The organism is Brevibacterium gallinarum (assembly GCF_014836885.1).
GTDB classification, from domain to species: domain Bacteria; phylum Actinomycetota; class Actinomycetes; order Actinomycetales; family Brevibacteriaceae; genus Brevibacterium; species Brevibacterium gallinarum.
This window is the reverse complement of record NZ_JACSPY010000006.1, coordinates 73,424-98,297: the sequence shown is the minus strand read 5'-3', so window position 1 is coordinate 98,297 and position 24,874 is coordinate 73,424. Positions and strand designations below refer to the sequence as shown.

Here is a 24,874-nt window from a genome sequence, read left to right as displayed (position 1 = left end):
CTCGGGCTGCTGACCGCGCCGGTCGCGGTGCTGCTGGCGCTGCTGAGCCTGCTCCATCTCCTGCAGGGCACATCGGAGCTGAGTCCGGCCGAGGTGTGGCAGACGCTCACCGGCACTCTCACCGGCTCCACGGCTGAGGCGAGCGCGGTCATCATCGATGCGCGTCTGCCCCGGCTGTTCGCCGGGTTGGCCGTCGGTGCCGCCCTCGGGCTCTCCGGCGGGATCCTGCAGTCGATCACCCGCAACTCCCTGGCCTCACCCGACACGCTCGGTGTCAACGCCGGAGCCTACTTCGCCCTCACCGCGGTCGCTGCCTTCGGCGTCAGCCTGCAGTTCTTCTCCAGTGCCGGAGTGGCTTTCGCCGGCGGGCTGCTCGCCGCCGGGCTCGTCATCGGCCTCTCCACCGGACCGCACAGCTCACCGATCCGGATGGTGCTGGCCGGCTCGGTCATCGCCCTGGGCCTTGCGGCCCTGACCTCGATGCTGCTGCTGTTCTTCCCTTGGCAGACGCAGGGCCTCTTCGCCTGGGGTGCCGGCAGCCTCAGCCAGGCCGGCATCCAGGGTGTCATCACCCTGTTGCCGGTCCTGGCCTGCGCGGCTGCGGCGCTGCTGCTGTTCGGCCGGCGCCTCGATGCGCTGCAGCTCGGCGACGACGCGGCGATCAGTCTCGGCGTGCGGGTGCGGGCCTGGCAGGCGGTGTTCCTCGTCATCGCCGTCGTGTGCACGGCTGTGGCGGTGACGATCGCCGGGCCGGTGGGCTTCGTCGGGCTGTGCGCGCCGGCTCTGACCCGCCTGCTCGTGGGGTTCTTCCCCGGCCTGACCCGCCAGCGCAGCCTCATCGTCGTCTCCGCGCTGCTCGGTGCCTTCCTCGTCATCGGTGCCGATGTGCTCATGCGGGCGCTGCTCGGCTCCCAGAACGGCGTGTCGGTCCCCACCGGTGTCGTGACCTCGATCATCGGCGCGGTCTTCCTCGCGACTCTCGCCTGCACCGCCCGCTCCGGCTTCGACTCCGATTCCCTTGTCACCATGCGCGCCGGCACCGGATTCGGCCTGCACCACCCCATCCTGCTCATCACCATCTGCGCCGGCCTGCTGATGGCGGCGATCGCCGGCTCGGTGCTCGTCGGCGATGCGATGCTGCTCGGCGGCGATGTCGTCAACTGGCTGACCCACCAGGCCAGCGTGCGCATCGAGATCATCCTGGAGACCCGAGTGCCGCGCGTCTTCGCTGCCGTGCTCGGCGGGCTCAGCCTCGCACTGGCCGGTGCGATCCTGCAGGGCGTCACCCGCAATCCGCTCGCCGACCCCGGTGTGCTCGGCATCTCCGCCGCCGCGGCCACCGGCGCGGTTGCTGCCATCGTCATCACCGGGACCACCAGCTTCTGGGCGATCCTGTGCGCGGCGCTCACCGGCGCCTCGGCGGTGGGCCTCGTGCTCTTCGGCATCTCAGCGCGCACCGGCCTCGACCATGCCCGCATGGTGCTCGCCGGGATCAGCATCTCCGCCGCCGCAGCCGCGCTCACCACCCTCATGCTCGTGCACACCGATCCGTGGAATCAGACGAAGGCGATGACGTGGCTGGCCGGCTCGACCTACGGCGCCACCGCCGTCGAGTGCCTGCCGATGATCATCGCCATCGTCGTCACCGGCGCCGTGCTCAGCGCCGTATCCCGCGACCTCGACCTCGTGCAGATAGACGACACCACCCCGCAGGTGCTCGGCGTCCACGTCGGACGCACCCGCAGCGTCCTCGTCGCCTGCGCCCTCGTCCTCGTCGCCGCGGCCACGATCAGCGTCGGCACGATCGCCTTCCTCGGCCTCGTCGCCCCGCACGCTGCGCGCCTGCTCATCGGGCGCACCCACCGTCACCTGCTGCCGCTGACCGGACTGCTCGGCGCGCTGCTGCTCACCATCGCCGATGCCATCGGCCGGACCGTCATCGCCCCGTCGCAGATCCCGGCCGGCCTCATCACCGCCGTCATCGGCTGTCCCTATTTCATCTGGCTCCTGTGGAGGATGCGCCGCTCATGACCACTACCATCCGTTCTCAGAACCCCTACACCGCGTTCCCTGCCGCACTCGTCGAACGCACTCGGCTCAGCCCGCACTTCACCCGGCTGACCTTCGCCGGGGATGCGCTCCGGGCCTTCGGCGGCACCCGCCTCGACCAGCGGATGAAGCTCGTTCTCGCCGATGACCGCCAGCGTGCCGCCGCGCTGGCCGCGCCCGACTGGCTGACCTGGTGGCGTGAGCAGCCGGCAGAGGCCCGGCCGCAGATGCGCACCTATACGGTGCGGGCGGTCGACCAGGCCGCCGGCCGGGTCGTCGTCGACTTCGTCACCCACGGCACCTCCAGTCCCGCCAGCCGCTTCGCCCTCACCGCGGCGTTGGGGCAGGAGGTCATCCTCGTCGGCCCCGATGCGCGGGTGCCCGGCCATGACACGAGCGGCGTGGCCTATCGGCCCGGTGCCGCCGAGCAGGTCGTGCTCATCGGCGATGAGACCGCCGTCCCGGCGATCGCCAACGCCTGCGAGCAGCGCGACGGCAGCCCGGCCCGCCTGCGGGCCTTCATCGAGGTGCCCACCTCAGCCGACATCCTCGACCTCGACTGCCGGGCTGACGATGTCTTCACCTGGCTGCCGCGCTTCGCGGAATCCGGCGCGCCGACCGCCGCGCGCGGGGAGCAGCTGTGCGCAGCCGTCGCCGCCTGGGCCGCAGCACACGCCGCAACCGGCGCCGAGGCGGGGGCTGGGGATGCACGGATGGCGACTCCCGCCTCGGGAACGGGCGAGACCGAACCTGACAGCGGGGAGGCGCTGCTGTGGGAGGAGGCCGAGGCTGCCGGCGCGCTGTATACGTGGGTGGCCGCCGACGCGCCGACGGTCAAGCAGGTGCGGCGGATCCTGCTCAACGACCACGGCTTCGACAAGCGGCAGTGCTCGTTCATGGGCTATTGGAAGCCGGGAGTCTCCGGCAACTGAACGACCTGGCACGCGCTGCCGGCGCGCACTCATCAGCCCCTGGACGCAGAACAGCTGCCGCACCGGCTCGCACGGTGCGGCAGCTGTTGTCTGCAGGGCCGGAGGGTCAGATCCTCCGGCGGTTCATCTCAGTTATGCGGCCAGCGCCCCGTACTCCCGGGCGTGGCGGTGGACGAGGAACTGCTTGTAGGCCGGTGTCGTGAGGAAGTCGGGCAGGTCGTCGTCGAGTGCGGTCTCGCGGAGGATCTGCACGGCATCGCAGTAGTGGTCAGCCGGGTGGCGGCGGATCGTTGCGAGCTCCTCGGCCATGATCCGCTCGACGAGCCGGCGGGTGACCGGGCGGCCGTCTTCGAGGATGACGCCGTGGTGGATCCACTGCCAGATCTGCGAGCGGGAGATCTCAGCGGTCGCGGCATCCTCCATGAGATTGTTCAGCGCTGCCGCCCCGGTGCCTGAGAGCCAGGCGTTGAGGTAGCCGAGCCCGACCCGGATGTTGGCGCGCACGCCGGCCTCAGTCGGCTGGGCGTCGAGGCCCTCCATCGACAGCAGGTCTGCTGCGGTGGTCTCGACATCGTCGCGCTGCCGGTCGAGCTGGTTGGGCTTGTCGCCGAGCACCGCGTCGAAGGACTCCCGGGCGATCGGGATGAGGTCGGGGTGGGCGACCCACGAGCCGTCGAATCCGTCAGCGGCCTCGCGGTCCTTGTCGGCTTTCACCTGGGCGAAGGCGTTCTCCGTGACCTCCGGCTGGCGGCGGTTGGGGATGAACGCGCTCATTCCGCCGATCGCATGCGCCCCGCGCTTGTGGCAGACCTTGACGAGATGCTCGGTGTAGGCGCGCATGAACGGCACCGTCATCGACACCTGCGACCGGTCCGGCAGCACGAACTCGCGGTGGCTGCGGAAGTTCTTGATCATCGAGAAGATGTAGTCCCAGCGGCCGGCGTTGAGTCCGGCGCAGTGGTCGCGCAGCTCGTAGAGGATCTCCTCCATCTGGAAGGCAGCCGTGATCGTCTCGATGAGCACGGTCGCTCGGATCGTGCCGTGGCTGAGCCCGAGGTAGTCCTCAGCGAAGCTGAACACGTCGTCCCACAGCTTCGCCTCGCGGGCGGCCTCGAGCTTGGCGAGGTAGAAGTAGGGTCCGCGTCCGGCGTCGATGAGCGCCTGGGCGTTGTGGAAGAAGAACAGGCCGAAGTCGACCAGTGAGGCCGATGCCGAGGTGTCGGTGCCGTGGTCGTCGACGTAGCGCAGGTGCTTCTCCGGCAGGTGCCAGCCGCGGGGGCGCACGACCATCGTCGGCGGGGTCGGGTTGGTCATTTCGTAGTGCTTGCCCTTGGCCTCATCGGTGAAGGCGAGGGTGCCGCGGACTGCCTGGCTGAGGTTGCCGATGCCGGTGACGATGTTGTCCCAGGTCGGGCTGGTGGCGTCTTCGAGATCGGCCAGCCACACCTTGGCATCGGAATTCAGCGCGTTGATCGCCATCGGTGCCGAGACCGGTCCGGTGATCTCGACGCGGCGGTCTTCGAGGCCGGGCGCGCCGCGGTGGCCTGCGACCTGCCAGCTGGGATCCTCGCGGATCTCGCGGGTCTCGTCCTTGAAGTCCGGCAGCCGGCCGTGGTCGATCGCGGCCCGGCGCACATCGCGGGCGGCGAGGATCTCACGGCGGCGGGCGAAGAAGTTCGCGTGCAGCGCGGCGACGAAGTCGAGAGCCTCACGGGTCAGCACAGTTTCGTAGCCGCGCTGCATGGGGCCGGTGATCATCATGTGTGACATGGGAAATCTCTCCTAGGTCCGATCGACCCCGGCCCTGACGGAACCCCTAATAACGTCAGGGCCGAGGTCGAACGAGTGTGGGGTGCGCCGGCCGGGAAGGCCCGGCCGGCGGCGCGGCAGTTCTGGCGGGGTCAGAACCGTCTGATGTGCATCAGAACTGCGCGGCTTCGGTGGAGTCCTTCAGGGCGGTGGTCGAGGACTCCGGGTTGATGGCGGTTGAGACGAGGTCGAAGTAGCCGGTGCCCACCTCGCGCTGGTGCTTGGTGGCGGTGTAGCCGCGGTCCTCGCTGCCGAACTCGCGCTCCTGCAGCTCGACGTAGGCCTTCATCTGCTCGCGGGCGTAGCCGTGGGCCAGATCGAACATCGAGTAGTTCAGGGCGTGGAAGCCGGCCAGGGTGATGAACTGGAACTTGTAGCCCATCGCGCCGAGCTCGCGCTGGAACTTCGCGATCGTGTCCTCGTCGAGGTGTGCCTTCCAGTTGAAGGACGGCGAGCAGTTGTAGGCCAGCATCTGGTCCGGGTACTCGCTCTTGATCGCCTCGGCGAAGCGCTTGGCGACCTCGAGGTCCGGGGTGGAGGTCTCCATCCACAGCAGGTCGGAGTACGGGGCGAAGGCCAGGCCGCGGTCGATGCAGGGCTCGATGCCGTTGGTGACCTTGTAGTAGCCCTCGGCCGAGCGCTCACCGGTGAGGTACTTCTGGTCGCGCTCGTCGATGTCGGTCGTCATGAGGGTGGCGGCCTCGGCATCGGTGCGGGCGATGATGAGGCTCGGGACGTTCTCGACGTCGGCGGCCAGGCGGGCGGCGTTGAGGGTGCGGATGTGCTGGGCGGTCGGCACGAGGACCTTGCCGCCGAGGTGGCCGCACTTCTTCTCGGAGCCGAGCTGGTCCTCGAAGTGCACGCCCGAGGCGCCGGCTGCGATCATGCCGCGCATGAGCTCGTAGACGTTGAGGGCACCGCCGAAGCCTGCCTCGGCGTCGGCGACGATCGGGGCGAGCCAGTCCTCGACGCTGGAGATGCCTTCGGAGCGCTCGATCTGGTCGGCGCGCATGAGCGCATTGTTGATGCGGCGCACGACGGCCGGCACCGAGTTGGCCGGGTAGATCGACTGGTCCGGGTAGGTCTGCGAGGCGAGGTTGGCGTCGGCGGCGACCTGCCAGCCGGAGAGGTAGATGGCCTTGAGGCCGGCTTTGACCTGCTGGACTGCCTGGTTGCCGGTCAGCGCGCCGAGGGCGTTGACGAAGTCCTCGCTGTGGAGCAGGTCCCACAGGCGCTCAGCACCGCGGCGGGCGAGCGTGTGCTCTTCGATGACCGAGCCGCGCAGCGTGACGACGTCCTCGGGGCTGTAGTCGCGGGCGATGCCCTGCCAGCGCGGGCTCGATGCCCATTCGCGGCGCAGCGCGTCGACGTCGTGCAGATTCTGCTGGGTGTCCTGTGCCATGGTGTCCTCCTGTTGCGAGCTGCGCCGGATCTCCGGCGCTGAGGTTCTCTGTCATCGTGGCCGCCGCCGAGGCGGTGGCCGGTTCTTCTGTTGTGTTCCCCAGTCTTGTGCCCCGTGCCACATGATTTCCATCGAAACTGGGTAGAAGATTCTGCATTCTTCTGCGGGATAGAAATTTCGGTGTTCTGCGCGCTTTTCGTGCCGTGTGTCACAATGAAGGGCATGAGCAACATCATCCGGAGCGAGGCGACCACCGCGTCGCGCACCCCAGGCGCCGCCTCCTCGCGCGCCCCAGGTGCCGCCTCCTTGCGCACGCCAGCCACCGCCTCGGGCGCGGGAGCCACCGCCTCGAGCGCGGGAACTTGGGGTGAGCAGCCGGCCGGGGCCGATGCGCTGAGCATCGGACAGAAGGTCCGGCACTACCGGCGGCGCAAGAAGCTCACCCTCGACGAGCTCGGCCGGCGGGTCGACCGGGCGGCCTCGCAGATCTCGACGATCGAGAACGGCAAGCGCGAGCCCTCGCTGTCGATGCTCGCCGCGCTGGCCAAGGCGCTCGATACGACGACCGATGCGCTGCTCGACCCGGAGCCGGTCGATGAACGCAGCGCCCTGGAGCTGGAGCTGGAGCGCGCGCAGTCCTCACCGCTGTACACGTCCCTGCAGCTGCCGCAGGTGCGGGCGAAATCGCTGCCGCAGGATGCCCTGGAGGCGATCGTCGGGCTGCAGCGGCAGCTGAGCCAGCTGGTGCGCCGGCGCGCGGCCACACCGGAGGAGGCGAGGCGGGCGAACAAGCGGCTGCGCGAGGACATGCGCGCCCGGCACAACTACTTCGCAAGCCTGGAGCAGACGGCTGCCGAGCTGCTCGACGTCATCGACTACGACGACGGGCCGCTGCGGCAGGCGCAGGCCGCGCGGCTGGCCGAGCACCTCGGCTTCAGCCTGCACTATGTCTCCGATCTGCCGAAGTCGACGCGCTCGGTGACGGACACGAAGAACAAGCGGCTGTACCTGTCGAATCAGGACCTGGCCGAGCACGACCCGCGCTCCTACCTGCTCACCGCACTCGCCTCGCACATCCTCGGCCACCAGCCCCCGCACGACTACGGCGAGTTCCTGTCCCAGCGGGTCGAGGCGAACTACCTCTCGGCAGCGCTGCTGCTGCCGGAATCAGCCGCTGTGCCGTTCCTCACCGAGGCGAAGAAGAACCGCCGGATTTCTCTGGAGGAGCTGCGCGACTTCTTCGGCGTCAGCTATGAGACCGCCGCCCACCGGTTCACCAACCTCGCGACCGAGCACCTGAGCCTGCCCGTGCACTTCATGAAGGTCCACTCCTCAGGCACCATCCACAAGGCCTACTCGAACGACGGGCTGCCGTTCCCCACCGACCCGCTCGGGGCGATCGAGGGCCAGTACGGGTGCAAGCGGTTCACCTCCAGGCAGGTGTTCACCGTCTCCGACCGGTTCAGCCCGTACTTCCAGTACACCGACACCCCCAAGGGCACATACTGGTGCACCGCCCGGGTGCTGCCCGGCGCCGGCGACTTCTCCGTCAGCCTCGGGGTGCCGTTCCAGCATGTGCGCTGGTTCGACGGCCGCGAGACGACGAAGCGCTCGCAGTCACGCTGCCCTGACCCCAGCTGCTGCCGGGAGGCACCCGATGAGCTGGAGGAGAAGTGGGCCGATGCCTCATGGCCGTCTGCCCGGATGCATGCCTCCCTGCTGGCCGCTCTGCCGCCCGGCGTGTTCCCCGGCGTCGACACGACCGAGGTCTACGAGTTCCTCGAGCGCCGGTCCGGCGAGTGACCTGCCCCGCTGGGCCGCCCAGCTGAGCTGCCGGTCGAGCGTGCCTGAGCTCGCGGCCCGGGCCACCGCCGCAGGGCCCCGCCGAGGGCCCTTCCGGCAAATGACATCAGAGGCATGACATACCCCTACGGGTATCATGCGTTAGACTCTGCGGCATGGAACCAGATATGCGCACGCTGTGGAATGACCGCTGGGCTGAGGAGGGCGCTGCCGTTGAGGGCAGCGAACCCAACCCCGAGGTGGAGGAGGCGATCGCCGGCCTCCTGCCCGACGCCTCGGCCCGACCGGGCGGCGAAGAGCGCGGCAACGCGCTCAGTGCGCTGCGGGCAGTCGACCTCGGCGCCGGCCTCGGCCGCAACACCAGAGTCCTCGCCCGCGCCGGCCTGCAGACGACGGCCGTGGACTTCTCACCGGTGGCGATCGCCGCGCTGTGCGAACATGCAGCAGCAGAGGGCTGGGACGACGGCCTCGTCGGCATCACCACCGACCTCGTGCCGTGGATGGCCACGACGCAGGAGCGATACGACCTCGTGCTCGGCTGCTATATGCACGGCATCGATGCGGCGATCACCAGCGCCGCCGGGCTGCTGTCACCCGGCGGACACCTGCTGTGGATCCTCCACGCCCCGGACTCGCCGCACGGCCCGCCTCCGCAGATCCACCGGCCGAGCGCAGAAGAGGTCTTCGCCGAGGCCTCGGCGCTGGACTACCTCACCGATGTGCGCGTCGAGACCGTCGTGCGCGACGAGCGCTTCAGCGACACGATCCTCACCGCCGTCCGGCAGGGATGACGCCGGCTCAGCCGACCTGTGACCGGTGATGTCACAGGCCTGACACACGCGCCTCCGAACAGTCACCTCATAACCGCAGATGATGCGGCACTCGCTCCTAGCGTGGATACCGACACCGAACGCAACCACTGCGGGGAGCCGCACACCGCTCTCCGCCGCCAGGAGGAGACGATCATGGGCACCACACGCAGCATCATCACGAAGACCGCGACCGTGCTAGCCGGCGGCATCACCGTTCTGAGCATGTCAGCCTGCGGACTTCAGATCAGCTTCGGGGAGACCGGAGGCAGCGACGACAGCTCGACCGACACCGACCGCCGCGACGACGAGAACACGCGACAGGACACCGGCACACCCGAGACCCACGACCAGAACCGCGACTCCGACACCAGCGGCGGATCGGGTGCGAGCGGCGGCTCGGGCTCTGGTTCCGGCACCGGCACCGGTGCAGGCGACTCCGGCAGCGGCACCGGCTCGGGTGGTTCCGGCTCAGGCGGTTCCGGCTCGGGCGGTTCCGGCTCGGGCGGTTCCGGCAGCGGTTCCTACTCCGGTGGCTCGCACCGCGTACCCGGCCACGTGCTCGCAGCTGACATCAAGCAGGTGGCCGAAGCGGACTTGGGCGTCAGCGGCATCACCGTCGACTGCAACGACCTCCATGCCCGCTCGGTCGGGTCCACGACGACATGCACGATGGATGTGCCCGGTGACAAGAAGTACTTCCCACTCGCCAAGGTCACCAAGATCGAAGGCAACCACGTGACCTACGACCTGGAGTTCCCCGGGGTCGACTTCTGAGTCAGGACTCCGACGGCCGCAGCACCATGACAGTCATGGCGCTGCGGCCGCTGTCGTGTGCGTCGATGGCGTTCAGCGGCGGCGCAGCCGGTAGGCATCGGTCGCGGTCCGGCGCGCATGCGCATCCGCGCGCTGGCGCAGGTCGGCGTTCTCAGCCCGCAGCGCCTCCAGCTCGGCGCGCAGCTCAGCAAGCTCCTCCCGCATCGCCTCAGGGGCGGCTCCGCCGGCCGCAGTTGGGGTGCCGGCGGCCCTCCGTTCGGCACCGGCTACCCAGCCGCGCAGAGTGCGGGGATTGACGCCGAGGTCGCGGGCGATCTCAGCGACCGGTCGTTCGGAGGTCTGCACCTGCCGGACCGCTTCGGCCTTGAACTCGGCGGGGTAATGCTGTCGGGTTCCTGCCATCGCTTCGCTCCTGGGGCTGACGGTGCTGTTTCGACCACAGTAGGGTGTTTCGATCACTGTGGCTGCTGACGGTCGCTGTGGGTGTCGTCGATCACTCTAGCGGGGACTGCTGGGCGCAGGGCGACCGGCACCTGACTGCTGACCCACCGGCGGTTCAGCGCAGGGCCGCGACGGCCTGGTCGACGATGTGCTCGGCGATCGCCATCGAACTCGTCGCTCCAGGCGAGGGGGCATTGCGCACCTGGGTGAGCCTGCCGCGGGTGGTGATGACGAAGTCGTCGACGAGCGTGCCCTGGGCGTCCATCGCCTGGGCGCGCACACCGCGCGGACCCTTTCGCACGGTCATCGGGTCGATCTCGGGCACGAACCTGCGGGCCTCCTCGATGAAGGCCTTGGGGCTGAGCGCGGTGCGCACCTCACGCGCGGCGGCACCGAGGTTCTGCGAGGCGAACTTCCAGAACCCCTTGAAGCCTAGCGTCGAGCCGATGTCGGACAGGTCGAAACCGCCCCTGGAGTACGACTCCCGGCCCAGCGAGAGGAAGGCGTTGGGCCCGAGCATGAGCGCCCCGTCGACGCGGCGAGTCAGGTGCACGCCGAGGAACGGGTACTTCGGATCCGGGACCGGGTAGATCAGCCCGCGCACCACCTCGGCGGCGGGACGATCGATGATGAAGTAGTCGCCGTAGAAGGGCACGATCTTCGGCACCGGATCGAGGCCGGAGTTCACCGCCAGCCGGTCCGACTGCAGGCCCGCGCATGTGACGACGAGGTCGAAGGATCCGGCGTCCTCGGTCACCATCGACTCGCTCGCCCCGGGCATCGCCAGCCGGATGCGGACCTCGCTGCCGAGTGTGTCGAGCTGGGCGACCTCGGAGTTGAAGCGCAGCTGCCCGCCAGCGGCCTCCACATCGGCGCCGAACGCCTCGGTCAGCGCAGCGAAGTCGACGATCGCAGTGTGCGGCGAGTGCAGCGCAAGCACGCCGCGCACATTCGGTTCGACCTCGCGCATCTCGTGCCGATCGAGCAGCTTGACGTGCGGCACCCCGTTGGCGGTGGCGCGCTCATGGATCTTCTCCAGCCGCTCGACCTCCATCGTGTCGTGGGCGACGACGAGCTTGCCGCACTCCTGGTACGGCACACCCCGCTCGTGGACGTAGCGCACGAGCTTCTCGACCCCAACCCGGCACAGCCTGGCCTTGAGGCTGCCGGGTTCGTAGTACAGGCCGGCGTGGACGACCCCGGAGTTGTGGCCGGTCTGGTGGGCGGCCAGGTGCGGCTCCTTCTCGAACAGGGTGACGGTGGCGTCGTCGAAGCGGTGGGCGAGCTCGCGGGCGACAGCGGTGCCGATGATGCCGCCGCCGACCACGGCGATGCGTGAGATCTTCATGACGCCATCATGTCACCCGCCCTCCTCCCCTGCCAGGGTCATCCCACCTGTCCAGAACCGTCTCCCCGCGCCGTGGATCCGACCGCGCCCGAGGTGGTGGTCGGCATCGCGCGGGAGGTGAGGGGTGTGGATGCGGCGATTAGCGGGTGTGGATGCAGCGGTTCGTGGGTGTGGATGCAGCGGTTCGTGGGTGTGGATGCAGCGGTTCGTGGGTGTGGATGGAAGGCCCGATGCGCGGACCGGAAACGGGCTGCGCCAGCGTGCAGGCCGCGCCCCGGTGGCCCTTCCGCAGCAGTTCGCTCACCTGCGGCAATGACCTCGCTTCGCATCAGTCGGCGGAACCCTGCGGCGTTCCGGTCACTCAGAGATTCCGTATCCACAACACCTAGTTCACTCAAATTGCAGTATGTGAGTTTGATGAGAGTCAGAGAGATTCAGCGATAGATATAGACACTACGATGGCATCTCTGTACTATTGTTGTTATCGAACGCACGAGCCGAACGATGGAGTTGATGGACGTGCCGACACTCACCCGCAGAACCCACCGCGATGACCCCGCCTTTGACGAGCTTTCGGACTTCAGCGCCGCACTGACGACGGTTGAGCTCACGCATAGGAGCATTGACAGCCACCTCCTCGCGCAGCTGAAGAACCTCTTTGAGCTCTTCCTCAGCCGCATCAGCGCTGACAGACCTGACAGTCATGCCGAACAGCTGGCCGCTGTGCGCGAACTCATGACACCCTCCCTCAGTGCGGCACCGACCGAACGCGAGGCCATCGACGCCCGGCGCCGCGCCGCCTACGAATGGATTGAGTCCCTCATTCCTGCCACCAGCCTCATCCATGCAGCTCAGCTGCTTGACGTAACGCCGATCGAGATCGGCAACCGGGTTCGGTCGGCAGCGCTCGGGATGATCTGTCTGCCCCAGACGACCGGGCTGGCTGCCAAGCACCTGCTCTCCTTCGAGCGTTACGTCCATGCCACCCGGCGAGCGCGCAGTCTCGATACGTCAGTGCTGCCGGAGTATGACGACGGGCTCGTGCGCATCCGCGCTTCTGACATGGCGGCGTTCAAGCGTGCTGTGAGCCAGCTCGTCGCGCGACTCTCAACGCGCGAATCCCAAACCAAGCACATCCGGCAGCGCCGCGGCGTCAGCTTCCATTACGACCCACACGGTGAAGCCACCATGGTGGCCCGCGGGCCCTCACCTGCCATCGCCCTCCTCGAAGCGCGCCTCACCGGTGTCGCCCGGGCGATCATCACCGGCAACACGTCAAGTCTCGGCATCATCGACAGGGGCGAACTCGCTGACGATCGTTCCCTGCGCGAGCTCATCTTCGACTTCCTCGCCAACTCCCTGCCGGCCGGAACCGTCACTGTTGCCACCGACGACGCTGCATCCTTCAGCCCGAATGGCTCCGCTCGTGCGGGTGCCACGGGTGATCCACCGACGGCAGACAGGCTGACGGTGCCGGCAGCGAATCCGGCCGGCATCGACATCGATGCCACGGCTGAGAACTACAGCAGGCACTACCGCGAAGTCGGCATCAGCTGCCCGACGGAATCCGACTGGCTCAAGCGCCAGGCGCGCGTCACGATCACCGTACCGGCGCTCACACTCCTCAGTGGCAACCCCAGCACCGAACGCTGCACAGGAGACCGATCCGCAGTCGGGGTGCCGGGCACCGTCAACGGCGCCCCTGTGGCACCGGACGTCGCCCGGCAATTGGTGGGAAGCGGCCACTCAACCGTGTACCGGCTCCTCACCGACCCAGTGACTGGAGTCGTGCTGGACCACGCAGCGGAAAAGTACACGATTCCCGATCCGCTCAGAACCGCGCTCGTTGAGAAGTGGCAGTTCTGCACTCTTCCGGGGTGCGACCGTTCCGCCGTCAAGGCCGAACTCGACCACATCATCCCGTTCAACCACAGCAGCCCGAGGGAAGGCGGGCTGACGACGATGCAGAATCTCCACCCGCTCTGCCGCCAGCACCACCAGATGAAGACCGAGCGGAAGATCTCTGTCACCCGTGACTCTCTGACTGGATTGTTGAGCTGGCAGCTGCCCGGAGGTGTCACCACCACGTCGGAGCCACCCAGCAACCCCATCAATCAGGCGCATGCCGAGGAGCTCAGCCGGGCGTAACCGTCACCTCCATCACCCCTTCCACACCCCACGCTTCTGCCTGCCCACAACCGGCAGTGACAGATGGTTCTTCAGCAACTCCATAGAGATGAGGCAACGGTCGGGCGCCGCCCAGCTGAGGGCGCCGCCCGACCACACCCCGACAGTCAGATGCACCCCAGCGTAAATCCGAGCAATGCACGTCGCCGTATCATGAACCAGATGACTGACGAGGAGCTGACACCGATCGGCCGCCCGCAGCTGCTGTGGCCGCTGCGTGAGCAGGCCGCAGCCGAGGTGCACTCCCCAGCCGGCGCCCGGCTCACCGGCTGGAAGGTGCCTGGGGCCTCGGAAACGGCCATGGAGCCCGAGGTGGAGACCCGGGTGGGTGCGGATGCGAACCTGCTCGTCGAAGGCGACAATCTGCCGGCCCTCAAACTGCTGCAGCCCGCGCTTGCCGGGCGGGTCAAGGTCGTCTACATCGACCCGCCGTACAACACCGGCAGCAGTCTGAGCTACGCCGATCGCGCACGTGCAGATGCCGCTGTCACCAGCAGGGATGCGTGGCTGACGATGATGTATCCCAGGCTCGTCCATGCCCGTGCCCTCATGCGCGCCGACGGGGTCATCTTCGTTTCGATCGACGACCGGGAATCGGCAGCCGTGCAGCTGCTGTGCCATGAGATCTTCGGCGAGGAGAACTTCCTCGGCACGTTCGTCCACCAGCGCGCCAAGGGCGGTGGGAACGCGAAGTTCTTCGTCCGCGGCCACGACTACGTCCACGTCTGGGCCAAGGACGCTGCACAGGCCAGCGGCTTCACCACCGAGAAGCGACCTCCGGCCAAGTACGAGCGCATCGACGGACAGCTCATGTTCGTCGAAGACGATGTGCTCAGGGTCAGCTTCGGCAAGTACACGCGCGGAACCGAGCGACGGCTGATGTATGAGGACATCGTCGCAGTGCGCGGACAGGCGAAGAAGGACGAGGTCGATGCCGGGATCGCCGCCGGGCGCTACCAGCTGCGGCCATGGGGCGAAGGCAAGCACGCGGTGGTGCGGCTGACGCCAGCGCATCTGGCGAGTTCGAAGATGTACTCGATCATCCGCGCACTCGGCGAGACCGGCCGGCAGGACCTCATCGACCTCAGTCTCGGCGGGATCTTCGCTTACCCCAAACCCGTCGAGCTGCTCACCGCTCTCATCGCCTCCCAGACGATGTTCGACCCCGAGGCGATCGTGCTCGACTTCTTCGCCGGCTCCGGCACGACCGCGCAGGCCGTCATCGAGCTCAACAGACGTGACGGCGGCTCGCGCCGATTCGTGCTCATCCAGCAGCCCGAGCCCATCCGGGCCGCCGGCGGCGCCCGGGTGGGCGCACACGCCGATGCCGAGGCGGTCGCGCAGTTCCCTACGATCAGCGCATTCATGGCCGAGCGGGTGAAGCGGGCCGGCGGAGACTTCATCGCGCTGACCGTGACGGCTGGCGAGGCTGAGGGCCGCGCTGAGAGTGAGGCTGACGCTGCCGGAGACGCGGTGGCCGGTTGCGACCTGGATGCTGCGAGCCTCAGGGCTGCCGGCGAGGCGCAGTGCGCAGCCGCGGCGGGGCAGCCCCGGACATCCGCGCCCGCTCAACCATGACGGCGATGTGGACGCGGTTGCTCGTGTCGAGCTTGGCGTTGATCCGGTTGAGGTGGGTTTTGACCGTCGCCGGGCTCATGAAGGTGGCCTCAGCGATCTCCTGATTCGACAGCCCTTCGGCCACCCGCGCGGCGATCTCCAGCTCCCGGTCCGTCAGTTCGGCCAGCAGCTCGACGGCGTCGCGCTGCAGCTGCTGATCGCGGTTCGCCACGACGGTGTTGAGCACCTGCCGCAGCGAATGCGGTGAGAGGATCGGATCGCCCCGATGGACGGTGCGGATCGCCTCGGCGAGGTCGGCCGGGCCGATGTCCTTGAGCAGATAGCCCGCGGCCCCTGCCTCGAGCGCGCGGAAGAGGTAGTCGTCGCTGTCGAAGCTCGTCAGTGCCACAACAGTGGGCGGGCGGACTCCGTTGACGAGGCGCTCGATCGCCTCGATGCCGCCGATGCCCGGCATCCGGATGTCCATGAGCACCACATCGGGAAAGTGCAGGGCGACCTGTTCGAGAGACTCCTCGCCGCTGGGCGCCGAGCCGACGACATCAATGCCGGCAGCGGCGGCCAGGATGCCTTTGATGCCGGTGACGACCATCGGATCGTCGTCGACAACGACGACACGGATCGGGGCATCGGTGTCGGTCATGACTGCAACATTACCGGAGGACCCGGTCCACTCCGGAGCAGCACGGGAGGTGCGAGGACTGGGTGGAGACAGGTCAGGGGCCTGAAGGGTCGGCCGGGGCGAGCGGAGGTGCCGGCCGGTTGAACGGCGGGAAGACGACATCGACGACGAACTCACCGCCGTGCACTCCGAGCTGGGCGTGCCCGCCGAACGCGACCGCACGCTCGCGGATCGTCTCCAGCCCCGCACCTGAACCGGTGTGCGAGAGATCCGAGGTGCCTGCCGCCTCGGCCGCGGGAACCGGATTCGACACCCGGATCCGCACCCCGGCAGCCGCCGAGGCGGTCACACTCAGCTCGACCGGCGCACCGGGCGCGTGCTTCATCGCGTTGGTCAGCGCCTCCTGCACGATCCGATAGGCGGCGCGGTCGACGGGAGTCGGGGCGCTGTCGAGGTCTTCGATGATGATCGTCTGCCGGATGACGGTGCCGGTCGCCTGCACGGAGGCGATGAGCTGAGGCAGGGACCGCATCGAGGCGAGGTTGGGCGGGGTCGAGGCGTGGCGCCGGGCCTGCACGCCGGCAAGCGTCCCAGCCCGCACCCCGCCGACGAGGTGGCGCAGCTCCTCAAGCGAGGCGTGCGCCTCCCGGCGCAGCGCTGAGGCGGTGGAGGTGACATCGGCTGCGGAGTCTGAGCCGACTTCCAATGCGCCGCTGTGCAGCGAGATGATCGACAGCCGGTGGGAGAGCGTGTCGTGGAGTTCGCGAGCGAGCAGTTCGCGTTCGGACTGCCGGGCGAGTTCGGCTGTCAGTGCCGCGTTGAGCTCGACTTCGTGGGAGGCGAAGGCCTCGACGGCCTGCATCCGGCGGGTGCGGCGCAGCAGCAGACCGAATCCCAGGCTGAGCCCGAACGCCACCACCGCAACGGCGATCGTCAGCCCGTTGACGGCAGTGGCGGACTCCGGGGGCGGCGCGGCGGTGGCGAGCCCGGTGGGCTGGATGCTGGGGTCGATGAACAGGATGGAGTACGGGTTGAGCTCAGTGCGGTTCAGGCACAGCCGGAGCGTGGAGACCGTCGTGAGCAGACCGCCTGCGATGGCGGCGATGAGAGCCTGCCGACGGGGGCTGCGGATGAGCAGATGGAACATGCCGATGAGCATGAGCAGGCAGTCGCCCCAGCCGGCGGCGAGCATCGCACCGACGATGAACGGCGCCCACGGCCACCGATGCCGGACGAAGACGGTTGCCCACAGCGGCACGAGGACGAGCACGGTCATCACGCCGAGGTTGCCGAGCTGCCCGTCATCGAAGGCCCAGGGCGCAGCGATGAGCGCCATCATCGAGATGATGAGGCCGATGAGGTAGGTGACGATGCCGACGACGATGCTCGTGGCGATGCGCAGCCAGCGCGGAAACCGGCTGCCCGGCAGCTGCCGGTCCGCCGTCCGGGCCGGAGGTGCTGGCGCGGCAGCCGGGCCCGAGGCGGTGGCTGCGTGCGGTGCGCTGCCCGCGTGCCCACCGCTGCCCTGCGCAGGTGATCCTGGCACGCCGGCAGGCGCCTCCGGACCGTGAGCTGGAGGCGCATACCGCGGGGCTGCTGGCCTGCGGCTTGGCGGCTGGGGTGGATGACCTGACACAACTGCATCGTATCCGCCGGCACTCACCTGCCAGTCGGCCAACCGGCTCGTGCTGTGTCCACCGATGAGCTCGCGCAGTCGAGCCGATCGGCGGACGCGCAGCACCCGGCGCTCGATGAGGCTGGAGAGGTCAGAATCATCACCCCGGCAGCTGGACTCCAGCTGCCACCAGCGCCCGCAGCGCGGCCACTCGGCGGCACGGGCTCGACTCGATCAAGGAGCGTCATGTCCAACCCCTACGACCCCGCACAGCCGCAGCCGGATTCCCAGCCGGGCCAGCCGGGCACACAGCACCCTCAGCACGCGCAGACCGGACCGTATGTTCAGCAGGGCCCGTACGGCCAGGTCGATGGGCAGACCGCGCCCGTGGGCACCCAGCAGCAGTGGGGCGCGCAGCCGCCGGTGAAGCAGAAGAAGCCGCTGTTCAAGCGCTGGTGGTTCTGGCTCATCATCGGCTTCGTCCTCATCGCGATCATCAGCTCGATCGCCGGCGGCGATGACACCTCCGGACCAGCCGACGAGCAGGGCGCTGCGGAGGAAGCCGACACCTCGGCCGAGGAATCCGGAGCCGGTGAGGCCGACGCTGCCGACGAGGAGCCGGCGGCAGCGACGTACGGCATCGGCGACACCGTTGAAGCCGACGGCTGGGAGATCACCGTCAGCAGCGTCGAGGACGGCATCTCGACAGTCGGTGACGAGTTCCTCAACGCGCAGGCGCAGGGACAGTTCGTCACCGTGAAGATGTCGGTGAAGAACACCTCCAGCTCACCGGAGTACTTCTTCGAGGACAGCATCAAGCTCGCAGACGACGCCGGCAACACCTACTCCTCGGATTCCGAGGCCGGGATCTACGCCGGGGAGGGTTCGCTGCTGCTCGAGGAGATCAACCCGGGCAACACCGCCTCGGGCACGATCGTCTTCGACGTCCCCGCCGATGTGACGCCCGATCGGCTGATCTTCGAAGGCGGGTTCTTCTCCACCCCCGTCGAGGTCGCGCTGTCCTGAGCACTCGTTCGCCGAGTCCACCTGCGCTGAGCCCGCCGCCGAGGTAGCGGCGGGCTCAGCTGTACCGCAGGCTCAGACGTGTTTGTCCAGGGCGCTGAAGCGCTCGACGGCATCGGGGGCACCGGCGATGATGATCTCATCATCAGCCTCCAGCACGGTCCCACCGTCCGTGTTCGCCCACCCGGCACCGGGATGCTTGACGGCGATGACGGTGACCCCATGCGTCCCGCGCAGCCCGAGCGCGCTCAGCGGCTGGCCGAGCACCCGCACCGGCGGCTGGGTGCGCACGATCGCATAGTCGCTGTCGATGCGCAGGAAATCGGACATGTGCCCGCGGATGAGATGCGCCAGCCGGCGGCCCATATCGTCTTCTGGGTTGACGATCTGCTTGACGCCCAGCTGCGCGAGGATCTCCGCATGCGCTTCGGTGATGGCTTTGGCCCAGATCCGCCGGTGACCGCTGCGCATGATCCGCGAGGTCGTCAGGATGCTCGCTGCCAGGTCCGAGCCGATGGCGACGACGACCCTGCTGGCTTCAGCGACGCCGAGTTCGGCCAGGGCGGCGTCCTGGGTGGCATCAGCGCAGGTGATGAACGGCAGCTCATCGCGCAGCGCCTCGACGACGGCTTCGGACCGGTCGATACCGACGACATCGACGCCGAGCGAGGTGAGCTCACGGGCCAGCGAGGCGCCGAAGCGGCCGAGCCCGATGACGACGACAGCACCGTGCTCGGCCATCGGCGTCGGGTCGCCGGTGAAGAACGTGCGGGCCTTCGAACGCCACGGGACGTGGGTGTCATTCATGGGCGGTTCCTTTCAGGAGGCGGTCGGCAGGCGGGGAGGCTCAGCCGATGAGCGGGCGTTCCTTGGGCAGTTCGTGGTGCTCGCGGTGCTGTCGCAGCGCCAGCGCCGAGGCGAGCATGACCGGGCCGATCCGTCCGGTGGCCATGACGAAGATGAGCACCCCCTGCGCCCCGCCGGGCAGATCGGCGGTGATGCCGGTGGACAGCCCGACGGTCGCGAAGGCGGAGACGACTTCGAAGAGCACCTGGTCGAAGGCGAAGCTCGGCTCCATCAGCATGATCGCCATCGTCGCCGAGACGATGAGCGTCAGGGCGAGCACGATGACGGTGGTGGCCTGCCGGTGGACGAACCGGGAGACGCGCCTGCCGAACAGCGCCACAGTGCGACGGCCGGTGATCTCCGCACAGGTCATCGCCGCCAGCACCGCGACGGTGGTGAGTTTGACCCCGCCGGCGGTCCCGGCAGGTCCGCCGCCGATGAACATGAGGATGTCGAGTCCGAACCACGACACCGGGTGCATCTGTGCGATGTCGATGGAGTTGAACCCGGCGGTGCGCGCGATCGTCGACTGGAAGAACGCCGCCAGCACCTTCTGCCCGCCGGTCAGCTCGCCCATCGTCGCCGCGTTGCTCCACTCCTGCACGAGGATGAACGCGGTGCCGGCGAGCAGCAGCAGCGGTGTCAGGCACACGACGATGCGCGTCGTCATCGACCAGCGCATCGGCAGCCGGTAGCGGCGGACGAGCTCGGTCAGCACCGGGAAGCCCATCCCGCCGATGATGACGGCCGCGCAGATCGGCAGATTGATCCAGGGGTCGCTGGCGTAGGGCATAATCGAATCGGACTGCAGGCCGAAGCCGGCGTTGTTGAAGGCGGAGACTGCGTGGAAGATCCCGGCGTAGACGCCCTCACCGGTGGTGTCGCTGTAGCGGGTGGCGAACCGGACGCTCAGAAGGCAGGCGACCACCGCCTCGGTCGTCAGGGAGAACGCCAGGATCCGCAGCACCACGGCGCGCAGTCCGCCGAAGTCCTCGCTCTTCGTCTCCGCCGCGACCGTCTGGCGCAGCTGCAGGCCGGTGCGGCGGGCGACGAGCATCCCGAGCAGCATCGTGAAGACCATCACGCCGAGCCCGCCGATCTGGATGAGCGCGAGGATGACGAGCTGGCCGAAGAGCGTGAAGTCCCGGCCGGTGTCGAGCACGACGAGACCGGTGACGGAGAACGCCGAGGTGGTGGTGAAGAGAGCGGAGAGCGCGTCGATGCCGCCCGGGGCCGTAGTGGCGGCAGGAAGCATGAGGAGGATGGTGCCGACGCCGATCACCACCGCGAATCCGATGATGATCCGTCCCGGAGGGGACATCAGGGTGCCGACCGGAATATGTCATGCGTTATGGTTTCTCTCAGCACAGCGTAATCCTAGTCACATCGACGTCGATGTGCGCAGCAGAACAGGGATTCTCTCAGCGGCTCATCAGCTGCCGTACGGGAGAGACGAGCAGGAAGTTGGATTCATGAGTCACGAACACTCTGCACCCGAGGATCGGGGCCACGGATTCGTCAAGGCGCTCGGCACCGTCGACGTCCTCTTCATCGGCTTCGGCGCGATGATCGGCTTCGGCTGGATCGTGCTGACCGGCGGCTGGCTCAACGACGCCGGAACGCTCGGTGCGCTGCTCGCCTTCGCCGCCGGCGGTGTCATCATGGGCTTCGTCGGCGTCGTCTACTCCGAGCTCGTCGCCGCGATGCCGCACGCCGGCGGAGAGCACAACTACCTCATGCGCGGCATGGGCCCGCGCCTGGCGATGCTCGGCTCCTGGGGCATCACCGGCGGATACATCGGCGTCGTCATGTTCGAGGCCGTCGCCGTGCCGCGCACCATGACCTACCTGGTGCCCAACATCGAGCACATCCACCTGTGGACGGTCGCCGGCTTCGACGTCCACCTGACCTGGGCGCTCATCGGCTCGATCACCGCAGTGCTGCTCACCTGGCTCAACATCCGCGGCATCAAGATGACCTCGCTGGTGCAGACCTTCGTCGTGTCGTTCCTGCTGCTCGTGGCCCTCGTGCTCATCGCCGGCGCGTTCGTCGGCGGCGACGCCGCCAACACCGAACCGCTCTTCCACGGCGGCGTCGGCGGGTTCATGATGGTCCTCGCCGTTGTGCCGTTCCTGTTCGTCGGCTTCGACGTCATCCCGCAGTCGGCTGAGGAGATCCGCATCCCGCCGCGCAAGATCGCCCGCCTCGTCGTCTTCTCCGTCGTCATGGCCGTCATCTTCTACCTCGTCGTCATCTTCACGACCTCACTCGCCCTGCCGGCCGATCAGCTCGTCGGCCTCGATCTCGCCACCGCCGACGCGGTCGCGGCGATGTTCGGCTCGGACCTCATGGGCAAGATCGTCATCGCCGGCGGCCTGGCCGGCATCATCACCTCGTGGATCGCCTTCCTCATCGGCTCCTCCCGCCTCATGTGGGCGATGGCCCGTTCGGGCATGATCCCGCAGTGGTTCGCCGTCCTCCACCCGAAGTACGGCACCCCGGTCAATGCGCTGCTGTTCATCGGCGTGCTCTCGGCTGCCGCGCCGTTCCTCGGCACCGCGATGCTCGGCTGGGCCGTCGACGCCGGCTCGCCGATGATCGTGCTGACCTACTGCATGGTCTCGATCACCTTCCTCATCCTGCGCCGCCGCGAACCGGACATGGAACGCCCGATGCGCATCGGCGGCACCGGCAACGGCGGCATGGTCATCGGCGTCATCGCCGTCGTGCTCACCGCACTGCTGTTCGTCATGTACATCCCGGAGCTCACCCCGCTTTCGGTCACCCTCGACTGGCAGTCCTACCTCATGTTCGGCATCTGGATGCTCGTAGGCGTCGTGCTGATGCTCCGCGTGCCCGGCGGCATCCACGCAGGCCCCGATGCTGAGGACCGGCTGCTGGAGAAGATCCGGGCCCGCCGCGGCACCGACGGTCCCGCCTGGTGAACCGGGCCCGAGGCGGTGGCCGGGTCGCGCGAGCGAGCGCGGCTGCGATCGTGCTCACCGCCTCGGCGGCCGGCTGCACCGGCAGCGACGGCTTCCAGCCGCGACCGGGGCTCATCGACGACACCCGGGCGGCGATCATGCTCTCGATCCCGCAGCTCGGGCAGAAGCTCGGCGGCCAGGCCGGGGCGCTCGTCCTCGTCCATGCCGACGGCACCCGTTCGGTGCACCGGACCGGCGGCATCGAGACCGGCACGGTCGCGTCTGCTGACGGGCACATCTTCTACTCCGACGCCGAGCACGACTATGTGCTCTCCGACGAGCTCGTCACCTACGACCACCCCGAACCGGAGTCCATGGCGATGGCGACGATCCCGCTGGGCGGGGACCGGTTCGCCACCGCCTTCAACGTCGGGGCCGGCGATCACGGCTTCGAGTACGCGGTGACGACGAACGCCCCCGGTGAGCTCAAGCGGCATGTGCTGCGCGGAGAGTTCACCAGCCTGTCGAACTGCGACGGGACCCTCAGCGTCGTCGTGTCCGAGAGCTCGATCGAGCGTGACATCCCGCGCGACACCTACCTCACCTTCACACCCGACGGCTCCGGGGTCGCCGCCGAGCAGCTGCACGACTACGGCCAGCAGACCGATGCGCGGCCCAGCGAGCGGATCTCGACGATCCAGCAGACCGCCCAGCCCTGCTACCGGGGATCACCGCTGGTGATGGCGCATCTCGACGAGACCGAGGCGTACCCGGAGATGGAGTTCACCGAGGCGATCAACGTGCGCATCCTCGACGCCGGCACCCGTCAGGTGACCGACCATCGGGTCGAGGGCAGGCCGCACGCCGAGGTCGGAAGCGAACTCGAGCGCACCGATCTCATCGCCCCGGTCACCTCGGCGGCCGTCGTCGACGACGATGACCTGCTGACCGTCAACAGCAGCGGGCATGTGTGGCAGGTCGATCTGCGCACCGGCGAGCCGACCAAGCTGCATGTGCTGCCCGATGTCGAACCGGGCCAGCTCGGCGGCGCCGTGCACATCACCGCCGATCACATCACGCACGTCGCCGCTGACACCGAGGCCGGGGTCGGCCCGGAGCTGCGGATGTACGACACCCGCACCGGCAGCCGCGTCATCGACCCGATCCCGGTGCCGGAGATCAGCGAGTTCGAGGACGGCGACGACATGGTCGTCACCGACGTCACCGCGGTGACACCTCCGGAGTGAGGGCCGGCAGCCGGGCTTCGAGCGCGGCGGCGATCCGGAAGACGGTGGCGTCGTCATAGGCGCGGCCGACGACCTGCGCGCTCGTCGGCACGCCGTCGGCGGCGACCCCGGTCGGCATCGCCATGACCGGCAGCCGGTTGGCGATGTTGAACGGCACCGTCATATGCCGCTGCCAGTAGAACTCGCACCCGTCGAGCCCGTCGAGGAAGAACGCGTCCGCCGCCAGGCTCGCCACCGCCGAGGTGGGGGTTACGAACGCATCGACGCCGGACAGTGCGGCAGCGATCTGGGTCTGGATGCGGCGCTCGAGAACGAGGGAGTCGACGACGGAGAACCGGCTGGCCCAGCGTTCGGTGAGTTCGAGGAAGCGCTGCGTATAGGGTTCGAGCAGCTCGGTGCGGCCGCCGGTCATGCGGCGGATGTTGCCCGCCAGGAAGTGCCCGTAGTGGGCCATCGACGCATCGGTGATGTCGGCGAGGCTGAGGCTGAGGTCGACGTCGGCGACCTGTGCACCCGCTGCCGACAGCGCATCGGCGGCGCGCTGCAGGCCGGCGGCGACATCCGGGTCGACGTCGTAGCAGCCGAGATCCGGGCTGATGCCGATCCGCAGACCGGTGAGGTCGCCTGAGAGGAGGTCGTCTGGGCCCGGATAGGGCTGCGGCGTCGGGACGGTGCCGTGGTCGTCGGGGTCGAGACCGCAGATGATGCCGGTGGCCAGGGCGGTGTCAGCGACGGTGCGGGCGAGGATGTGATCACCGCGGTACCAGTCCTGGTTGAGCGGTGGGGCCGCCGGGGTGCGGCCGAAGGGGGTCTTGAAGCCCGGCAGCCCGCAGAATGCCGCTGGGATGCGGGTCGAGCCGGCGATGTCGCTGGCGGTGGCCAGCGGCGCGTAGCCGAGCGCGACCGCTGCACCGGAGCCGCCGGAGGACCCGCCGGGGGTGCGCTCGAGGTTGAAGGGGTTGCGGGTGGTGCCCCACTCGCGGGTCTGCGTGAAGGTCGCACACGACACCTCGGGCGTGGTCGTGCGGGCGAACGGGATCGCCCCGGCCGCCCGCAGCCGGGCGACGATCGGATGGTCGGCGGCCGCGATGCGCCCGGCCAGCGCCTGCGACCCGCGGGTCGCCGAACAGCCGGCGACGTCGTGCTGCTCCTTGACGAGCAGCGGGACCCCCAGCAGCGGCGGCAGGCCGCGCCCGCCGGCGCGGTAGGCCTCGGTGGCGGCCGCTGCGGCCTGGCGGGCAGGTTCGGCCATGATGTCCATGACGGCGTTGAAGGTGTCATCGAAGGCCTCGATGCGCCGGATGCACGCCTCCAGGTACGTGGTGGGGGTGAGGTCGTGGGTGCGGAAGGCGGCCACCGCCTCGGCGATGGTGAGTGTGTGCAGGCGAGCGTCGTTGATCGTCATATCCGAATGATGGCACAGTCGGCCTGTGACCCCGGGGGCTTCGGTCGCAGCCGGGCCCGG

General features: G+C 68.6%; 19 protein-coding genes. 10 read left to right on the top strand and 9 right to left on the bottom strand.

What is annotated here, in order from left to right; genetic code table 11:
- The first annotated feature begins 27 nt into the window (after positions 1-27).
- Both H9634_RS07770 and H9634_RS07765 read left to right on the top strand, forming a co-directional pair.
- Complete coding sequence (locus tag H9634_RS07770; RefSeq protein ID WP_318245040.1) at positions 28-2,031, top strand: iron ABC transporter permease; 2,004 nt, start codon at positions 28-30, stop codon at positions 2,029-2,031.
- On the top strand, positions 2,028-2,981 hold the full coding sequence (locus H9634_RS07765) for a siderophore-interacting protein (protein WP_191726132.1): 954 nt from the start codon (positions 2,028-2,030) through the stop codon (positions 2,979-2,981). Before H9634_RS07770 ends, H9634_RS07765 begins: the two co-directional genes overlap by 4 nt.
- A 132-nt stretch (positions 2,982-3,113) precedes the next feature.
- Here the strand turns inward: H9634_RS07765 and aceB are convergent, their stop codons facing one another.
- The gene (gene aceB, locus H9634_RS07760) at positions 3,114-4,751 is read right to left on the bottom strand and encodes a malate synthase A (protein WP_191726131.1); all 1,638 of its coding nucleotides are present in this window, start codon (positions 4,749-4,751) and stop codon (positions 3,114-3,116) included.
- A 151-nt stretch (positions 4,752-4,902) separates the two neighbouring features.
- A complete protein-coding gene (gene aceA, locus H9634_RS07755; protein ID WP_191726130.1) occupies positions 4,903-6,192 on the bottom strand; it encodes an isocitrate lyase in 1,290 nt (429 codons plus the stop codon).
- A 222-nt stretch (positions 6,193-6,414) separates the two neighbouring features.
- Between aceA and H9634_RS07750 the strand changes: the two genes are divergently transcribed.
- The 3 genes from H9634_RS07750 to H9634_RS07740 all read left to right on the top strand — a co-directional run bounded on the left by H9634_RS07750 (position 6,415) and on the right by H9634_RS07740 (position 9,581).
- On the top strand, positions 6,415-7,995 hold the full coding sequence (locus H9634_RS07750) for a helix-turn-helix transcriptional regulator (RefSeq protein ID WP_191726129.1): 1,581 nt from the start codon (positions 6,415-6,417) through the stop codon (positions 7,993-7,995).
- A 155-nt stretch (positions 7,996-8,150) separates the two neighbouring features.
- Positions 8,151-8,786, top strand: a complete 636-nt coding sequence (locus tag H9634_RS07745) for a class I SAM-dependent methyltransferase (protein ID WP_191726128.1) — start codon at positions 8,151-8,153, stop codon at positions 8,784-8,786.
- Positions 8,787-8,888: 102 nt separating this feature from the next.
- Positions 8,889-9,581: a hypothetical protein gene (locus H9634_RS07740; protein WP_191726127.1), complete on the top strand. Its 693-nt coding sequence runs from the start codon at positions 8,889-8,891 to the stop codon at positions 9,579-9,581.
- A 72-nt stretch (positions 9,582-9,653) separates the two neighbouring features.
- On the opposite strand, the gene H9634_RS07735 is transcribed toward H9634_RS07740, so the two are convergent.
- Both H9634_RS07735 and lhgO read right to left on the bottom strand, forming a co-directional pair.
- On the bottom strand, positions 9,654-9,983 hold the full coding sequence (locus H9634_RS07735; protein ID WP_191726126.1) for a transposase: 330 nt from the start codon (positions 9,981-9,983) through the stop codon (positions 9,654-9,656).
- A 154-nt stretch (positions 9,984-10,137) separates the two neighbouring features.
- Positions 10,138-11,370: an L-2-hydroxyglutarate oxidase gene (gene lhgO / locus H9634_RS07730; RefSeq protein ID WP_191726125.1), complete on the bottom strand. Its 1,233-nt coding sequence runs from the start codon at positions 11,368-11,370 to the stop codon at positions 10,138-10,140.
- A gap of 513 nt (positions 11,371-11,883) precedes the next feature.
- On the opposite strand from lhgO, the gene H9634_RS07725 reads away from it, so the two are divergent.
- Positions 11,884-13,518, top strand: coding sequence for an HNH endonuclease signature motif containing protein (locus H9634_RS07725; protein WP_191726124.1), 1,635 nt, complete (start codon positions 11,884-11,886; stop codon positions 13,516-13,518).
- Between the two features lie 201 nt (positions 13,519-13,719).
- The gene (locus H9634_RS07720; RefSeq protein ID WP_225210716.1) at positions 13,720-15,135 is read left to right on the top strand and encodes a site-specific DNA-methyltransferase; all 1,416 of its coding nucleotides are present in this window, start codon (positions 13,720-13,722) and stop codon (positions 15,133-15,135) included.
- On the opposite strand, the gene H9634_RS07715 is transcribed toward H9634_RS07720, so the two are convergent.
- Complete coding sequence (locus H9634_RS07715) at positions 15,062-15,775, bottom strand: response regulator (protein ID WP_191726123.1); 714 nt, start codon at positions 15,773-15,775, stop codon at positions 15,062-15,064. The genes H9634_RS07720 and H9634_RS07715 overlap by 74 nt on opposite strands.
- A 73-nt stretch (positions 15,776-15,848) precedes the next feature.
- Positions 15,849-17,300 (bottom strand): sensor histidine kinase, encoded by a 1,452-nt coding sequence (locus H9634_RS07710; protein WP_318245039.1) that lies wholly within the window; start codon positions 17,298-17,300, stop codon positions 15,849-15,851.
- Positions 17,301-17,615: 315 nt separating this feature from the next.
- Between H9634_RS07710 and H9634_RS07705 the strand changes: the two genes are divergently transcribed.
- Positions 17,616-18,395 (top strand): DUF4352 domain-containing protein, encoded by a 780-nt coding sequence (locus tag H9634_RS07705; RefSeq protein WP_191726122.1) that lies wholly within the window; start codon positions 17,616-17,618, stop codon positions 18,393-18,395.
- Between the two features lie 72 nt (positions 18,396-18,467).
- On the opposite strand, the gene H9634_RS07700 is transcribed toward H9634_RS07705, so the two are convergent.
- Complete coding sequence (locus tag H9634_RS07700; RefSeq protein WP_191726121.1) at positions 18,468-19,199, bottom strand: potassium channel family protein; 732 nt, start codon at positions 19,197-19,199, stop codon at positions 18,468-18,470.
- 40 nt (positions 19,200-19,239) lie between these two features.
- Entirely contained in the window at positions 19,240-20,559 is a 1,320-nt protein-coding gene (locus tag H9634_RS07695; protein WP_191726120.1) for a TrkH family potassium uptake protein, read from the bottom strand.
- Between the two features lie 151 nt (positions 20,560-20,710).
- On the opposite strand from H9634_RS07695, the gene H9634_RS07690 reads away from it, so the two are divergent.
- Positions 20,711-22,183 carry an APC family permease gene (locus H9634_RS07690; RefSeq protein WP_191726119.1) on the top strand — a complete coding sequence of 491 codons (1,473 nt, stop codon included), beginning with the start codon at positions 20,711-20,713 and terminating at the stop codon, positions 22,181-22,183.
- Entirely contained in the window at positions 22,180-23,409 is a 1,230-nt protein-coding gene (locus H9634_RS07685) for a hypothetical protein (RefSeq protein WP_191726118.1), read from the top strand. Before H9634_RS07690 ends, H9634_RS07685 begins: the two co-directional genes overlap by 4 nt.
- On the opposite strand, the gene H9634_RS07680 is transcribed toward H9634_RS07685, so the two are convergent.
- Positions 23,384-24,814: an amidase gene (locus H9634_RS07680; protein ID WP_191726117.1), complete on the bottom strand. Its 1,431-nt coding sequence runs from the start codon at positions 24,812-24,814 to the stop codon at positions 23,384-23,386. The genes H9634_RS07685 and H9634_RS07680 overlap by 26 nt on opposite strands.
- Positions 24,815-24,874 lie beyond the last annotated feature (60 nt).

Excerpts from the sequence above, each read along its gene's own strand:
- H9634_RS07765 (WP_191726132.1), top strand. The coding sequence starts at position 2,028 with ATGACCACTACCATCCGTTCTCAGAACCCCTACACCGCGTTCCCTGCC.
- aceB (WP_191726131.1), bottom strand. The coding sequence starts at position 4,751 with ATGTCACACATGATGATCACCGGCCCCATGCAGCGCGGCTACGAAACT.
- aceA (WP_191726130.1), bottom strand. The coding sequence starts at position 6,192 with ATGGCACAGGACACCCAGCAGAATCTGCACGACGTCGACGCGCTGCGC.
- H9634_RS07750 (WP_191726129.1), top strand. The coding sequence starts at position 6,415 with ATGAGCAACATCATCCGGAGCGAGGCGACCACCGCGTCGCGCACCCCA.
- H9634_RS07745 (WP_191726128.1), top strand. The coding sequence starts at position 8,151 with ATGGAACCAGATATGCGCACGCTGTGGAATGACCGCTGGGCTGAGGAG.
- H9634_RS07735 (WP_191726126.1), bottom strand. The coding sequence starts at position 9,983 with ATGGCAGGAACCCGACAGCATTACCCCGCCGAGTTCAAGGCCGAAGCG.
- lhgO (WP_191726125.1), bottom strand. The coding sequence starts at position 11,370 with ATGAAGATCTCACGCATCGCCGTGGTCGGCGGCGGCATCATCGGCACC.
- H9634_RS07725 (WP_191726124.1), top strand. The coding sequence starts at position 11,884 with ATGGACGTGCCGACACTCACCCGCAGAACCCACCGCGATGACCCCGCC.
- H9634_RS07720 (WP_225210716.1), top strand. The coding sequence starts at position 13,720 with ATGACTGACGAGGAGCTGACACCGATCGGCCGCCCGCAGCTGCTGTGG.
- H9634_RS07715 (WP_191726123.1), bottom strand. The coding sequence starts at position 15,775 with ATGACCGACACCGATGCCCCGATCCGTGTCGTCGTTGTCGACGACGAT.
- H9634_RS07705 (WP_191726122.1), top strand. The coding sequence starts at position 17,616 with ATGTCCAACCCCTACGACCCCGCACAGCCGCAGCCGGATTCCCAGCCG.
- H9634_RS07700 (WP_191726121.1), bottom strand. The coding sequence starts at position 19,199 with ATGAATGACACCCACGTCCCGTGGCGTTCGAAGGCCCGCACGTTCTTC.
- H9634_RS07695 (WP_191726120.1), bottom strand. The coding sequence starts at position 20,559 with ATGTCCCCTCCGGGACGGATCATCATCGGATTCGCGGTGGTGATCGGC.
- H9634_RS07690 (WP_191726119.1), top strand. The coding sequence starts at position 20,711 with ATGAGTCACGAACACTCTGCACCCGAGGATCGGGGCCACGGATTCGTC.
- H9634_RS07680 (WP_191726117.1), bottom strand. The coding sequence starts at position 24,814 with ATGACGATCAACGACGCTCGCCTGCACACACTCACCATCGCCGAGGCG.